Raw genomic sequence first — 12,754 nt, 5'->3', positions numbered from 1 at the left:
TACCTTATTTACGTTCGTTCCAGAATTTACGGTTCAGCTCATTGATCTGGGCTGGCGTGAGATGTTTTGGGGCCGTTGCGCCGTCAATGGTGTGCTTGTTGATAGGCGGCGGTGTTACTGTGTTTTTCACCTTGCTCATCTGCACGGCAGCAGTAAACACCGCATCAACAGTGGCCTTTGGTGCCTTGTTGAAGTCAGCCACACCAAACGCCTTCAGGCTGTCACCGGTGCGCAGTGCCTGGTTCAGCACCTGACGCTTGAGCCCCTTATCGCCGTTCGGCTGGAAGCCAGGACAAATGATTTCCGCATCAGAGATGATGTTGCGTTTGAAGTCCGCATCGCCGGTGACTTTCTTGTCTTCCTCTGCGTCTTCGTCGCCGGTCTTGGTTTCGTCCGGGTTTTCGTCGGTGGTTTTGCCTTCCAGCTTATCCAGGCGCGCCAGAATGGCCGTAGCCCACTCAGGAACGTCAGCATCACCGGTTTTGTTTTCGTCGTCCGGGTTTTCGTCGGTGGTCGTGCGACTTTCAGCCGGCAACGCGGTTGCCTGCGAAGGCACGTTGATGTTGATGGTGTGACCGGGAATAGAGCCCATACCGTCAGATGGAATCTCCGGCGCCTCGTCGATGAGTTTGCTCAGAGCGTCCTCATCTTTCGTCTTGATGGCCGTAGCCAGTTTTTTCAGCCATGACATTACAGGCTTCTCCTTTTTGATGGTTGGGGCTGAGTCCCCGATAGCACAACGAGAACCCGCCCGCCCCCGGTCGATGCCGACGGCAAGATGGTTTCCTGTGATTTGGTATTGCTTGCCCTTACCGGGCGATAGCTGCTTGTACTGCGCGTCGTAGCCGCAGCTGACATCGGTCAGTCCAGAGTTGATCCGGTCGATGGCTTCCTGCCGCTTCACCAGCACATCAGCGATCAGCAGGTCTGATTTGTCGCCTGTGCCGCGCCGGACGTTCTGGATGTGTCCGTGGGCCAGCTCCGCGAAGTTGGTCGGATTGACGAAAACGATATTGCCGTTGCTGTCTTCGGGGTGCTCAAGCGTGACTGCGACTCCCTCAAAGCTCGCCATTGTCTCGGTGGAGAAAACTTCATCCTCGGTGCGGTAGACATGCACCAGTCCATCCAGCCCCGGCTCAAGGTCGATCTCCTCAGGCAGGTAGGTTTGCACACCGGTACGCGCGATAGGCACGTCTTTGCACAGCAGCGCGCCATCTGCCGTCTGGAAGCGGGTTTCACCCAGGCGGGTCGTGAAGAAATATTTCATGGGTTACCTGCTGAATGGCGGGCACAAAAAAACCGCCAGCGGCGGCCAGTTATTTTCTTGGCCCAGGTATGTGAACCTCAGACCAGCATTTGCAATTCGGCAGGCATCCGGCGTGGCCGGTCATGCCGTCCAGCGTCGGCGGGTTGTGCCAGTACACGAACTTATCCCGCATTTTTTTATGCGATGGTCGCGTACCGGCGCCCTCAATGCGCCACCAATATCCTTCAGAGCCAACGGCCAGCGCGCGGGCCTGCGTCAGTGCGCCCGTGGCGCGGCCTATCTCTGTGCGGGCAATCATCTTCGCCCTACTGGCCGCCACATCACCGGACTGCATGATCATCTCGTACAGCGCGTCGGGGCGTTCTCCATGAATTGTGGCCTGTATAGCGCGCTGCTGGATTTCTCGGACACGATCGGCGGCTTCCAGCGGCAGGGACTTCATCAACTGGATTTGCCGGTAGACAATATCCTGTGTCACCTGTCCGATCGGCGTATTGCCCACTACATCCCGAAGCCCTTCGGAAATCTGCTGTGATACCGATTTCCACTGCGTCCACTCCTCGCGCTCCACCTGCAGGAACATTTTCTGACCGACCATTGCCGCCCAGTCGTCCAGTACCTGCGAGTAGTCGATGAGGTGATCGGCTACCGTGTTAGCGCTTGCCTGGGAACCATCGTATGATCCAGTGACGATTTTGTTTATCTCGCTGACTATCCCCAGTAGGCTTTTCTGATACTGGATCTCTGAACGACGGCGGAGCGCCGGTTTCAGATTCAGACTCCTCATACTGCGACTTCGCATCTTCGATATCCTTGTCGGTGATTGAACCACCGATGCCGATCACGTCTGATATGTTGCGCAGATCGTTGAGTGCGGCCGCCGGCGACATACCGATGTCACGCACGGCTGTTGCAAGCGCGCTGGCGACGTTGTTCGCCATTGTGGCGCGGTCAATGTCGGACATCTCCCATAGCTTGTTGAACTCGAAGGAGAAGTCATCAGGCAACTCAGAACCAAACAGCGAACGCCAGGTAATATCCATCAGCCAGCGAATATGACGACGCAGACGCCGTTCCTGCTGCGAGTTGATGCGGCTGTAGTAGTTCTCCAGGTCACCGTCGCCGGTACTGAATCCTGATGGCGATTGACCAAACAACCGAACCAGAGGAATGCCCGTTGCGCCAGAAACCTGCTCAGCAAAGCGCAAGATAACGTCAGCAATACCCGAGAACGAATAGCTGTGCGTGGCAAACTCATCGCTCTTGTCCATGATGGTCATGCCTTCGATGGTCTGGAACTCACGGATCATGTCCATGTGCTTCATCAGGCCTTCTTCCAGCGTGCCGCCCGTCGCGAGGATTTTTCGTAAACCTTCGATGCTGTAGGTGCGAAGGTGCGCTTTGTGGATCAGCTGAGTGGTGCCGGCGGTAGCTGTATCGAACCCCTGAATGCGCTCGAAGATGCGCTCAATCACCGACATGCCCCAGCCGTTTTCTGTAATCGACTGCTGATAGGGCAGCGAATCACCTTCCATGCGGATTAGTCGGCTGTGGTGAATCTTCCAGGGCGGAATGCCTTTCTGGTTCGTCACCACCTTGTAAAACTTCGGCTTGCCGAAATCCGGGCCGTATTCGGTGACCGGATCGTTATAGGATGGGTCGAGTTGCCAGCGGTCAAAGCACATCACGCCTTTAAACTGCCCCTTCTTGATGCGGTCGGTAATGAGCGGTGAGCTCATGTCCTGACCTTCAATCAGCACCACCAGCACCGCGCCGCCGTAGAGACGTGACCACTTGAGCGTGTCGTTCAGTCCGTCCCAGATGGCCGCAGAATCCCAGAAGGTTTCCACCTGGCCCTTCTGCCCCGGCTTCAGCTTCGACGTGATGCTGACGCCTTTACGGGTCATATCATCGGCAACGGCATCTACCGCAGCGCCGACCAGAAACGATGACCGATAGGCAAATTCCAGCATCACGCGGTTGCGGGTGATGTAGCCTGGCGTGTAGGTGCCGGCAGATTGGATATTCTGCGTCTGTGCGCCTAACTTGGCGGGAAAGTTGTTGTACCCGTCAGCTGTCGCAACGGGCTTTTTAGCGCCGTTTCGGCGGTTTTTGCGGGCCATCTTTCCCTCACTGAAAATTGTCGTTTTTCGGCACTATTTAACATAATGGTCGTTAACCGCACCGACGAAACAGCACTCACCCGCTGATTGTGCTCAGTGGATGATTTGTCTGGGTTTTATCGTCGGAATAGCCGAAAACGGACTGCATAAACAGTGCATAAAACAGGGGTGATTTTGCATAGCCGTTTTTTAAGTCCAAACGGCTATTTTGTCGTTACTGCTGCTTGCCTAGCGCGGCCCATACACCCAGATCGCCCTCACTGGTGATATAGCCATCCAGCGAGTAGCGCACCGCATCCCACAGGTGGTTGTGCTTGTCCACAACGACAGGCAACACTTCCCCGGTTAAGCGGTCGGTCTTGTACGAGTAGAGCCTCGCCTCATCCACCATGTGCTTGCATCGCTCATGAATGATGATTTCCTCGAAGCCCTTCAGGTAAGCGATCCCGTCCTCCACGCTTCCGGGCCATTTAGCGGCAGCATCGATGACGAAACCTTGTCGCGACAAATAGCTGATCGTTTCCGGTCGGCTGCTGTCGCCGTGGATAGGCCACTTTCTGGCGCCAGGTATGCCCGGATACTTTTTATCGTCCCCGACCTTCCACTGACTCAATTGGTCAGCGGGAGCGCCATCTTTCCCTGCGTAGAACTTCCACAGGTCATCAAGCTCAACACCTACGCCGTAGGCCTCATACTCGATATAGAGGCGCCTGCCAAGAATGAAGCATCGCACCAGCGTTGACGGGTCATTGGCAAAGCCGAAGTCAGCGCCGAAGAACAGGCGATCAGCCTCAAGCCATAGGTCATCAGAGAATGCCTCAACCCGATATTTACCCGAGAAGATAACGGCCTCACTGATAGCCTTTGGCAGCCCCAACCAAATGTGCTCATAGGCTTCAAAGTCAATGCGTTTGCAATACTCCATCTCCTGCCGAAGAACCTCGGGGAAGAAGGCGTTATCGCAGTAATTGACCTTGCGGATAATCGCTCCACCATCAGGCGGATCATCCTGGTGCCGGATCATCATTGCGTAGGTTGGGTCGGTTTCTTCTCGCGGGTTGAATGACACCCACACTTCGGACTTGTTGGCGCGAACTGTAGGGCTGAGGATGTCCCAGCTATCCTGCGATACCGTCTGCGCCTCTTCCACCCAGCAAATCTTGATGCCGTGCATCGACTTGATGGACTGGATATTGTTGCGCAGGCCTTTGAACGTAAACCGTGTGCCGTTGCGACCGGTGATCTCGTTGTTCTTTACCGAGTAGAAATGATTGAGCCCGAGCGCGTAAATCTCCGCCTCCAGCAGCGCCAGGACGGAATCACCTATAGAGTTTTGGAACTCACGCGCGCAGAGGATGATCATTGGGTCAATGGCGCCAAGGATAACCAGCGCGCGGGCAATCTCTACCGATTTACCGCCACCACGTCCGCCGAATGTCCAACGCCAGCGCACGGAGCCGATCGGGGCGTCGTAAAGGACATCTGTCGCCCAGTCACTACTAAAGGCATACAGAACGCCGTCGATTATGACTGGGCTATCGGCTTTCCCTCACGCAACTTTTCCATGTGAGAGGCCCACACATCCTCCGGGCAGTTCGCCGGGGTGACGATGCAGACCTTGCCGTAACTCAGGCCAGCCAGATCGACATTAACCTCGGTCTTGTTCGAGCTCATGTCGATACCGGTAAGCTGCGCAGCGTTCTTGACGTTGGGCGCCACCTGGCCGAACTTCTGATTTTTTAGCGCCAGCTGCGCAGATTTATATGACAGCTCCGCCAGGTGGCCGGCGTTGAACGAAACCAGCAGCGCAGCCTCATTGCGCAGCTCCTTTACCCTGGCCTTGATGTCAGGACGGCGTAAGAGCACGGACGCTTGCGATTCGGCATTCGTGGGCGCATAGCCTGCGCAGATCGCCGCCTCTTTCTGCGGCATGCCCTGCGCAATGTTCTGCGCAAATTGTTCATGCTGCGGTTTTAAAAGGCTTTGGCTTTCTTTGGCGCTGCCTTCCTCTTCGCCACCGAATTCCTGCGGTGCCTGCTTAGGCGCGGTAGGGCTTTGGCCGTTTTGCGCACTCTGCGCACTGCGCACTTTTTCCTGCGCACTTTGCGCATCATTCTGCGCAGGCAGTTTGATATAGCGTCGCGCGCTGGTGTAGTTAAGTCCCTTCGCCTCGCACCATGCCTTGGGGGATATCTTCGTCTTGGCGTGCTCGGTGAGGAACTGATTCTGCAATGCCCCCCAATCCGGTTTTGCCATGATTCCTCCAAAATAAAAAAGTCACCAGCCTCTACCCCACAGCGAGCCGGATAGATTCGGTGACTTTGCTTTGCGCATTACACAGCGTCCTTTAGGGCGCTCTGTGATGGACAATAAAAAACCGCCCGTAGGCGGTCAGTTTATTTTTTTGCAACGGCCTCTTGGATTGCATCAGCCAGACCGCTAATTTCAGCGGCAACCGCCTTCAAATCCACGGAAACTTTAGATGACGTTCCGGCATTCGCAACCCCAACAGACGCTTTAGCAATCTCCAAGGCTGCTTGTACTGCTTGGAGGCGATTGCGTTCTTCCGTTGTCTTAATTACGTAGCTTTCTAACATAGAGATCTCCATTCAGATAACCCGCTACATTTGCGAGTAACAATATGTAAATGGGGTCAGTTCCGAAAATCACAAGTGTATTATCCATGGCACTCAGTGAATGCCACCTGTAATGCTATGCCTCAGTCGGGACAGTTTTAATCTTCATGCTGATGCATTTCATCAGCAACCAATCCCATTTTGTTAGACACGCGATGACCAGCACCGGGGTGATCCAACGACGAATTTTGATTTTACAGACCAAATTGCATGTCATTTTTCTCTCCCAATACTTTCACGCCATTGGTTCAGCGTGGCCACCTGGCCGGCGCAGATTGATAGGGCTGTTTGCAGCGCCAGCGTGTAGCTCACCGCGTCGCCCCAGGTATTGCCTTGCAGCTCTGGCTGCTCGCAGGGGTTAAACACAGACTCAGGGGGCAGCAGGACGATTTGCTGCAGCGCCGGCGACGTTCTGCTGCAGGAGCTCAACAACAGCGGCAGGCATAGGACTATTCCCACATTTACTGCCTTTAAGTGCATCACGCAATTTCCTCTGGTAGGTTTCCTCGCGCTGGCGTAGTAGCTGCTCTCTTTGTTGTTGCTCCGCTGCCAAGGCTCTGTTCTTCCGGTCTTGTGCTTGCAGGGTTGAGATCAGTCCTGACTGCTGCGCCAGCGTCTTTTCCTGCAGCTTAACCTGCTCACCGGCCTTTACTGCGTTGCTGTGGAAGTAAAACGCCAGCCGGCCAGCAACAATCAGCGCCACCAGCAACAGGCCGATCGCCATCGCGCGGAAGCTGAATGAGGTGTTCATGACAGAAACATCTCGCGTTCTGCCGCACGACGCTTCACTAGGCCCGGCATAACCTCACCTGCCGCCTTACGCCATTTTGGGAACTCATCCGCTGCGCCTTGCACGTCGCCGATGTTGAATTTCTTCACCAGCGTGGATTGCGCGAAGTTCGGGCCGCCGATGTTGAACGCCAGCGAGACCATCGCGTCAAACTGTTTCTGCGTCATCGGGCGTTTAATCGCGCCGTTGACCGTCAGCTCAAACACAGCCAAATCCTCGGAGAAGAACGATTCTGCCTGCTCCTGGGTAATTCGGTCGCCCTGTATAACGCCCTTGGTGTGGCCCCAACCAATCGTCCAGGGCTTGCCGCCGGTGCCGGGGTCTGGGTATGCCTTCAGGCGAAGCTGCTCAAAACCCTTGATGAAATTGCGTCCGTTGTTACTGGTTTTCATAGCCATCACCTGCTTTGTTCAAGAATCGACGTTCCAGCGCCTTAATCAGTGATGCGCCAGACCAGCCAGCCATACCACACACACCACCCATCACTTCTGACGGCCAGTCGTAATGCAGGGCGATCATCACCATGGTTAACCCGGCGAAGATAGAAACGAAGAGCTGTAGAAACAGCGTGCGCCAACTGAAGGCCTCGCCGTTTAGCACCTTGAATGAGTAACTGGCAATGGCTCCCAGCAGGGTCATGCCGAATGCAATCAGCATCGAGAGAATGTTGGGTTCGTTCTTCCAGGGCATTTTCATAACCTCCCCCTTCCGGGGCTCTTTCCCGGCTTCGGGTTATGGACAGGGATCAGCCACCAGCCGTAAACGCTGCCGGTAAGAGGGTGCCGTGTGTGTCGTCCGTTGGCTGGGGCTGAAATGCAAAAAGCCCGCACAGAGGCGGGCCTTAATTGATTGGGCATGTGACAAGCGGAAATATCACATCATGGAGATAAAGCTAGTCCATTTTCGCCAAAATGTCAATACCTTGCTTTTAACGTGACGCTATTTTTCTTAATTCTGTTAAACCGTGACCGCCGCCAGCATAGAATCCGCAATGCTTTCCTCTTTGTGACACTGCGTGACGAGCTGCTCATAGAAGGGCTTGTAGTCCCGGCGCCAGGTGGTTTCCGCTATCTCTAAACCTTCCAGCGCCAGCGCCTTTCTAACCTGCTCAGCCGGCAGGCGCGCATACCCTCTACCACTGCACTTGTCGCAGTCCTTCGTCACCGGGATCCCTGTCTTATCGCTCAGCTTCTTGTCCAGCACCTTGCCGCGTCCGTTACATCTGCAGGCATTGCTGATCACCTTCTTTCCCTTGCAGGTCGGGCAAAGCACCTTCACAACCTCCCTCACTGATTTCACTTCCTCCCAGTACGACGGGAACACGCCTTTTGTGATTTTCGCCCACTTCGGTGGCTTACCGTCTGGGTACTGGACTTTGTTGGTGAAGACCTCAGCATCAATAAAGCCCTCTCCCTTGCAGCATTCGCACGTCCTGACGCTGGCCGCGCTGCGGGAGTAATCCTGGAATGCAAACGCCACCATGACGCCGATCGCTCTGTGCTGAATCTCTTCACTGTGTTTGCGGATGGCCTTGTGTGCGCCGGCAGCTTTTATCGCGTATTCCTTCAACCGTTCCAGCGCGCGCTCAGGTGAGCTGATGCCCTGTTTTGCCAAGAACAAATCCAGACCGAATTCTGCCTGAGCCTGACACATCCCGAATGCCGCCATCACGTCAGTACCGGTCAAGGAGTCAGAAGCCGTCGCACGTGGTGAGTCGCTAAAGGTCGGTGATTTCGGTGCAAAGTATTTTGGAATCGACTCTAATCTCATACTATTTCCCCTATAATTATTTGGCCTACTTCGCCCCAAATCTTTGTTACTCGACCGTCCCAGATGCGGCAGTCGTCCTCAAAAATGGCATCCAGCAATGCCTTCTCCAGATTGTCCTTGTCTGGCTTCTGCTGATGCGGTTTACCGGCCATCTCAGCGCGTCTCTTCTTGCTCCAGCTATCTGGCATGGGTAAAACAAACGTCACGTGATAGCCGCTCTCAGGCAGCGAGATTCGATTCAATTTCACCTCGTCGCAGAATGCCCGGTAGCGGAGAACTGGCGGGCGCTTCGCCCACCGGTCTTTTTGTGTCATGCGTGGTTTAGGGATTGGCGTGATCGGGTACGTTTTCATGCGATCGCCCCGATGCCAATGGAGTAATCCAGGAACTGCGCCAGCAAATCTGTTTGGCTACCATGTTCCGCTTCCCACGCCGCTGGATCGTCATGCAGTTTGCGGTGACAGGTACGACACAGCGGGATTGTCAGGTAGTCGCTGGGCTTGGTTCCCATCCCTCCCAGGCCGTGGCCGATAATGTGATGAGGGTCATCAGCTCGGGCGCCGCAACCGCAGCAGGGGCGAGTCTTAACCCATCGGGTATATTTGCTGTCCTCTACGCGGGTGAGCTTCGGCCGCAGCATGAAAGCCTTTTGTGGTGCTGGGTCTACGGTGAAACACTTAGCCGCCTGCTTGGAAATAATCGCAGTGGCCGCTGGCGTGCAGTCCATTTCGGACTCCTTGCGTGTGCCTGTGATTACCTTTGGTTCCGGTAAGTCGGTAACGGTGCGCGCAACGTCATCGGGGATCAGGTCGAATACGCCGGACAGCATGGCCCACAGCATCAGCTCAGGGATTGTCAGCTGTCCCTCAGACTTCAGGCGGTGTTTTGCCGTTGCCACCACCCAGCGCGCTGTATTGCGGTCTGCGATTTTTTCCAGTTTCGGCGATACACCCAGGCTTTTTTTGTAGCACCCAGGACAAATGCGAACGGCCGAATTACCTACGCGCTCTGTGTCCAGAATTGTCTCCGGCAGGTCGTGCTTGCTGTACTGGCATTTCGTGAACTGCGTCGCCCAGGCTTCAATCGCATTAACCCCGCCGCAAGCGTTGATGACGCGTTCATCTGTGAAAAAACCCTGTAGCCGTGGGTCGTTGGCGATCTCATGCTCCACCGCCGGCAGGATGCCTTCAGGTGCGTCTTTGAACTCTTTCGGCAGCGTGGAAACCATCACGCGGCCTGTCATGTGAAATGCCAGCTTTTCGTCAACCGGGATCAGGGCAATACCCAGATCACGCTGTACCGCTGCTTTGACTATCGCTCTCATCAGGCAATCCTCGCTAAATCGTTCTCGCTGGCCTTGGCTACTGCCTGAGCCCAAATCCCCGTCCATGCTCGGCGGGCGTCGTAATCGGTCATGCGACCAAGGGATCCGGCCATCTCCTTCGCAAGCTTCTCAACCTCGTTCCGTGGCTGCTGGCGCTGGGATACCAGGCGGACATAAGCCTCTTCGCGGGCGGCGCTGTCCTGGCGCTGTACTTTCGGGAGATCATCAGCCCGCTCTTCCTTGACCTTCAGGTAGCATTTCTCAGTGATCAGGTAGTCGAAGTCCTTTTTGCGCCAGGTCTTGCCGCTGTTCGTGTCTGGGCGGTCTTCAAGCATCCAGCGGCATTTCTTCGAGATGTACCGCAGGTAAGCGCCCCAGCGCTCCATGTCCATCTCGTAGTCCTTCCAGAGTTTGCGCAGTGCCTTGCGGCGCCCGTCGGTCATCTTCAGGACGTCTGGCAGTTCTGGCAGCGTGGTGCGGAATATCCGTAGCACTTCGTCGTAATCGATTTTCAAAGATTCTTCTTGCGGTTGGTCTGTCGGCGCAGCCGGCGGACGTACAGGTTTTTTCTCTGCTGTAGTCTCTGAAGTAATCTCTGTGTAATCTCCTGTATGAATGTCTGCGGGAATCCCGCAATCTGGCGCGCTGCTTTCCCGCAAACTTGTCTGAGGGTTTTCCGCATTCTTGTCTGCGGCATTACCGCACTCTTGAATGCGGGATTCCCGCATACTGGAATGAGGGTTTCCCGCATTCTGGGTTTTCTCTTTGATTTTCTTCAGAAGAAGCAACTCAAGAGCATCGGCTTTAACCCGAAAATAGAGCTTTGCTGGTACACCACGGCGATCCTCTTCAAGCACCCCAGCGGAGATAAGGCGACGGCGTGCCGTTTCCTGCTCCTCACGCGTAAGGCCTGTTTCATCGCGGATCTCTTTCTGGGTTTTGTAGAACCAGCCGGCATCCATTCGGTTATGCCAGTAAACCAACTGCGACAGCAGAACGGCGCCGGTCACCCCAACCCCCAGGCCGACGAAAGACGGCTGGTAAGCTATGGGCCGATCAAGAAGCTGCATTAAGGCGCTCATATGTCTACTCGCTTAAATTTCTCTTTAAATCTTTCAAGAGGTTGCATGCATTCATGCGGGTAGCCCTCTCTCATAAAAATCACCTGACGCTCTACACGCTCCCACCGGATGACCTTCACGGGATTACCGTGGTCATCGACATATTTCCTATCCAGTGGGGTTGATTGGCTCATAGTTAGCTCGCCATCAGCTCTGAGGCGTAACGTTCAGCAATCCAATGGATGCCACGCGGCGTTACCCTGGTTTGCGTGAAGGCGTGACCAAAATCAGACGTGCCAGTTTTGACGGTGAATAGCCCGTCGCGCTGGCGTAGAGCGTGGGGAAGCAGATTCCCGGACTGGCGGAATAGAACCTTGTCGCGGATCAGCGCGTCAATCATCGCTTTCTCCGGCATGTTCAAAACCTTGGCCGTGGCGCGCAGGCTTTTTGAACCCGATGCATCTACGTAGTGATCGACAAATGCCACCTTCGGTGCGTCGGCTTGAACCTTTTGCTCCAGCATTGCCTTCTGTTCCGCCATATCAGCAGCCAGACGCAGCGCTTCAGGCAGCGTCTGCGGTACTAGAGAGTTTTGCTCTTCCAGTTCGTGCAGGCGCTTGATCACCCTCATGCGCAGGCTGGCGCTGTATCCGGTCACCAAACATTCGGTATGCTCTCTGTCGAGCGCGTATTCCCGGTATTGCTGGCCGTTCTGGGGGTGTCTCCAAATCTGGATATACCCATCCAGGCCTTCGCCAAGCTGTTCCAGCATGATTTCGATGTCGCGCATGACGTGCCCGTGTTGCTTGCCAGTCAGCTCGGCAATTTCACGACTCGTCATTTTCGGGCTGTTGCCACTGATCGCTACGTTTGCCATAATGAATCGACCTCTCAGGTTAGGTTCTAGAAAAGTGATGGCCGAGCAGTTTCAGCTGTTCGGCTTTTCTTCTTCCCTGATTCCGGCTTCTCTTCCTTGGTGCAGCTCGCAAGTACGTACTGGCGCGCAAGCGTGAGACAGTCGTCATAAATCATCCCCTTCCTGCTCGCCTGCGACTTCCGCCGGTAAAGGTCTGCCCCGTGTGATGCCCCCCCCTGAGCCAGCGCTTCGCTGAATCCCTCTTTCACCAGCTGCTTCTTGATGTTGTCGTAAACAAACGTGTCCCAGGCCATAAAGCCCCCTATTCCGTCTTTGGTTCCCGGATGTGCTCCAGCATCGAAAGCAACTTTTTTGCCTCATCACCCGTCAGCACTACGTTTTGCTCGCATCCTGGAGCTGCAACGCACCCTTCAGGCAATCCAAGCTCCAACACCATCCGCGCCGCCATCTTCACGATGCGAACCTTGTCACGGCTCAACCCCGAAGGGTGGATCCCCATCCCCATCGCCAGCGGCTTGTTGCCGCGTAAAATGGCCTCCTTGTGAAAGAAGCTCTCCAGCACTTCAGGCTTGCAGTTGACGCGCACTGAATTGCGACTTGTTGCGACTGATTCCATTTACAATTTTCCTAAGTTATGCGGCGGTTAGTTCAGGCCAAATCTTCTGCCAATCGTCAGGTCGAAGATCACGCCGACTAACCTTGCCATCCGTAGCGGCTTCAATTTCTACGCAGCGAGCTGGAGAGATTGAACAACGACCAGAGGCCATTTGAGACAAGTAAGAGCTTGAAACTAAAAGACGTTCTGCAAGTTTCTTGGCTTCTCCACGCTCTAATTCATCGATGTATTGCTTTAGTTGCATAGGTCACCTCATAAGTTAAATGAAGTTTATTAAACACTAAACCAAT

The 12,754-nt window shown here is 54.9% G+C and carries 19 protein-coding genes; all 19 read right to left on the bottom strand.

From position 1 onward, the window contains the following. Positions 1–4: 4 nt before the first annotated feature. The 19 genes from WA302_RS01690 to WA302_RS01595 all read right to left on the bottom strand — a co-directional run bounded on the left by WA302_RS01690 (position 5) and on the right by WA302_RS01595 (position 12,708). Positions 5–1,267 carry a DUF2213 domain-containing protein gene (locus WA302_RS01690; protein WP_336062471.1) on the bottom strand — a complete coding sequence of 421 codons (1,263 nt, stop codon included), beginning with the start codon at positions 1,265–1,267 and terminating at the stop codon, positions 5–7. 49 nt (positions 1,268–1,316) lie between these two features. Continuing rightward, a complete protein-coding gene (locus WA302_RS01685) occupies positions 1,317–1,865 on the bottom strand; it encodes a phage minor head protein (RefSeq protein WP_197804498.1) in 549 nt (182 codons plus the stop codon). Positions 1,866–1,920: 55 nt separating this feature from the next. Continuing rightward, complete coding sequence (locus WA302_RS01680; protein ID WP_336062469.1) at positions 1,921–3,390, bottom strand: DUF1073 domain-containing protein; 1,470 nt, start codon at positions 3,388–3,390, stop codon at positions 1,921–1,923. A 214-nt stretch (positions 3,391–3,604) separates the two neighbouring features. Further along, positions 3,605–4,843, bottom strand: coding sequence for a PBSX family phage terminase large subunit (locus WA302_RS01675; protein WP_241168844.1), 1,239 nt, complete (start codon positions 4,841–4,843; stop codon positions 3,605–3,607). 71 nt (positions 4,844–4,914) lie between these two features. Continuing rightward, a complete protein-coding gene (locus WA302_RS25295; RefSeq protein ID WP_443018041.1) occupies positions 4,915–5,646 on the bottom strand; it encodes a terminase small subunit in 732 nt (243 codons plus the stop codon). Positions 5,647–5,786: 140 nt separating this feature from the next. After that, the gene (locus tag WA302_RS01660) at positions 5,787–5,987 is read right to left on the bottom strand and encodes a hypothetical protein (protein WP_336062467.1); all 201 of its coding nucleotides are present in this window, start codon (positions 5,985–5,987) and stop codon (positions 5,787–5,789) included. Positions 5,988–6,239: 252 nt separating this feature from the next. Continuing rightward, entirely contained in the window at positions 6,240–6,506 is a 267-nt protein-coding gene (gene lysC / locus WA302_RS25290) for an Rz1-like lysis system protein LysC (RefSeq protein WP_443018040.1), read from the bottom strand. Then, positions 6,397–6,777 carry a hypothetical protein gene (locus WA302_RS01650; protein ID WP_336062465.1) on the bottom strand — a complete coding sequence of 127 codons (381 nt, stop codon included), beginning with the start codon at positions 6,775–6,777 and terminating at the stop codon, positions 6,397–6,399. The genes lysC and WA302_RS01650 overlap by 110 nt, the downstream gene beginning before the upstream one ends. After that, a complete protein-coding gene (locus WA302_RS01645; protein ID WP_336062463.1) occupies positions 6,774–7,208 on the bottom strand; it encodes a lysozyme in 435 nt (144 codons plus the stop codon). The genes WA302_RS01650 and WA302_RS01645 overlap by 4 nt, the downstream gene beginning before the upstream one ends. Beyond that, entirely contained in the window at positions 7,195–7,512 is a 318-nt protein-coding gene (locus WA302_RS01640) for a phage holin family protein (protein WP_060441685.1), read from the bottom strand. The genes WA302_RS01645 and WA302_RS01640 overlap by 14 nt, the downstream gene beginning before the upstream one ends. A 261-nt stretch (positions 7,513–7,773) precedes the next feature. Then, a complete protein-coding gene (locus tag WA302_RS01635; RefSeq protein WP_336062460.1) occupies positions 7,774–8,586 on the bottom strand; it encodes an antitermination protein Q in 813 nt (270 codons plus the stop codon). Next, positions 8,583–8,939: a RusA family crossover junction endodeoxyribonuclease gene (locus tag WA302_RS01630; RefSeq protein WP_336062459.1), complete on the bottom strand. Its 357-nt coding sequence runs from the start codon at positions 8,937–8,939 to the stop codon at positions 8,583–8,585. Before WA302_RS01630 ends, WA302_RS01635 begins: the two co-directional genes overlap by 4 nt. Beyond that, a complete protein-coding gene (locus WA302_RS01625) occupies positions 8,936–9,910 on the bottom strand; it encodes a DUF968 domain-containing protein (protein ID WP_336062457.1) in 975 nt (324 codons plus the stop codon). The genes WA302_RS01630 and WA302_RS01625 overlap by 4 nt, the downstream gene beginning before the upstream one ends. Further along, positions 9,910–10,980: a hypothetical protein gene (locus WA302_RS01620; protein WP_336062455.1), complete on the bottom strand. Its 1,071-nt coding sequence runs from the start codon at positions 10,978–10,980 to the stop codon at positions 9,910–9,912. The genes WA302_RS01625 and WA302_RS01620 overlap by 1 nt, the downstream gene beginning before the upstream one ends. Positions 10,981–10,988: 8 nt before the next feature. Continuing rightward, entirely contained in the window at positions 10,989–11,165 is a 177-nt protein-coding gene (locus WA302_RS01615) for a DUF4222 domain-containing protein (RefSeq protein ID WP_065426409.1), read from the bottom strand. 2 nt (positions 11,166–11,167) lie between these two features. After that, on the bottom strand, positions 11,168–11,848 hold the full coding sequence (locus tag WA302_RS01610) for a phage regulatory protein/antirepressor Ant (RefSeq protein ID WP_336062452.1): 681 nt from the start codon (positions 11,846–11,848) through the stop codon (positions 11,168–11,170). Positions 11,849–11,874: 26 nt separating this feature from the next. Continuing rightward, the gene (locus WA302_RS01605; protein WP_336062450.1) at positions 11,875–12,141 is read right to left on the bottom strand and encodes a hypothetical protein; all 267 of its coding nucleotides are present in this window, start codon (positions 12,139–12,141) and stop codon (positions 11,875–11,877) included. 8 nt (positions 12,142–12,149) lie between these two features. Then, positions 12,150–12,464 carry a hypothetical protein gene (locus tag WA302_RS01600; RefSeq protein WP_121976181.1) on the bottom strand — a complete coding sequence of 105 codons (315 nt, stop codon included), beginning with the start codon at positions 12,462–12,464 and terminating at the stop codon, positions 12,150–12,152. Positions 12,465–12,480: 16 nt separating this feature from the next. After that, positions 12,481–12,708, bottom strand: coding sequence for a transcriptional regulator (locus WA302_RS01595; RefSeq protein WP_085337264.1), 228 nt, complete (start codon positions 12,706–12,708; stop codon positions 12,481–12,483). Positions 12,709–12,754: the final 46 nt, after the last annotated feature.

Origin of the sequence: Serratia sp. 201 (assembly GCF_037027545.1) — a bacterium.
GTDB lineage: Bacteria > Pseudomonadota > Gammaproteobacteria > Enterobacterales > Enterobacteriaceae > Serratia > Serratia bockelmannii.
The sequence above is the reverse complement of the archived record's forward strand: the minus strand, read 5'-3'. Positions and strand labels throughout refer to the sequence as shown.

Coding starts and splice junctions, on each gene's coding strand:
- WA302_RS01690 (WP_336062471.1), bottom strand. CDS start 1,267: ATGAAATATTTCTTCACGACCCGCCTGGGTGAAACCCGCTTCCAGACG.
- WA302_RS01685 (WP_197804498.1), bottom strand. CDS start 1,865: ATGGTCGGTCAGAAAATGTTCCTGCAGGTGGAGCGCGAGGAGTGGACG.
- WA302_RS01680 (WP_336062469.1), bottom strand. CDS start 3,390: ATGGCCCGCAAAAACCGCCGAAACGGCGCTAAAAAGCCCGTTGCGACA.
- WA302_RS25295 (WP_443018041.1), bottom strand. CDS start 5,646: ATGGCAAAACCGGATTGGGGGGCATTGCAGAATCAGTTCCTCACCGAG.
- WA302_RS01660 (WP_336062467.1), bottom strand. CDS start 5,987: ATGTTAGAAAGCTACGTAATTAAGACAACGGAAGAACGCAATCGCCTC.
- lysC (WP_443018040.1), bottom strand. CDS start 6,506: ATGCACTTAAAGGCAGTAAATGTGGGAATAGTCCTATGCCTGCCGCTG.
- WA302_RS01650 (WP_336062465.1), bottom strand. CDS start 6,777: ATGAACACCTCATTCAGCTTCCGCGCGATGGCGATCGGCCTGTTGCTG.
- WA302_RS01645 (WP_336062463.1), bottom strand. CDS start 7,208: ATGAAAACCAGTAACAACGGACGCAATTTCATCAAGGGTTTTGAGCAG.
- WA302_RS01640 (WP_060441685.1), bottom strand. CDS start 7,512: ATGAAAATGCCCTGGAAGAACGAACCCAACATTCTCTCGATGCTGATT.
- WA302_RS01635 (WP_336062460.1), bottom strand. CDS start 8,586: ATGAGATTAGAGTCGATTCCAAAATACTTTGCACCGAAATCACCGACC.
- WA302_RS01630 (WP_336062459.1), bottom strand. CDS start 8,939: ATGAAAACGTACCCGATCACGCCAATCCCTAAACCACGCATGACACAA.
- WA302_RS01625 (WP_336062457.1), bottom strand. CDS start 9,910: ATGAGAGCGATAGTCAAAGCAGCGGTACAGCGTGATCTGGGTATTGCC.
- WA302_RS01620 (WP_336062455.1), bottom strand. CDS start 10,980: ATGCAGCTTCTTGATCGGCCCATAGCTTACCAGCCGTCTTTCGTCGGC.
- WA302_RS01615 (WP_065426409.1), bottom strand. CDS start 11,165: ATGAGCCAATCAACCCCACTGGATAGGAAATATGTCGATGACCACGGT.
- WA302_RS01610 (WP_336062452.1), bottom strand. CDS start 11,848: ATGGCAAACGTAGCGATCAGTGGCAACAGCCCGAAAATGACGAGTCGT.
- WA302_RS01605 (WP_336062450.1), bottom strand. CDS start 12,141: ATGGCCTGGGACACGTTTGTTTACGACAACATCAAGAAGCAGCTGGTG.
- WA302_RS01600 (WP_121976181.1), bottom strand. CDS start 12,464: ATGGAATCAGTCGCAACAAGTCGCAATTCAGTGCGCGTCAACTGCAAG.
- WA302_RS01595 (WP_085337264.1), bottom strand. CDS start 12,708: ATGCAACTAAAGCAATACATCGATGAATTAGAGCGTGGAGAAGCCAAG.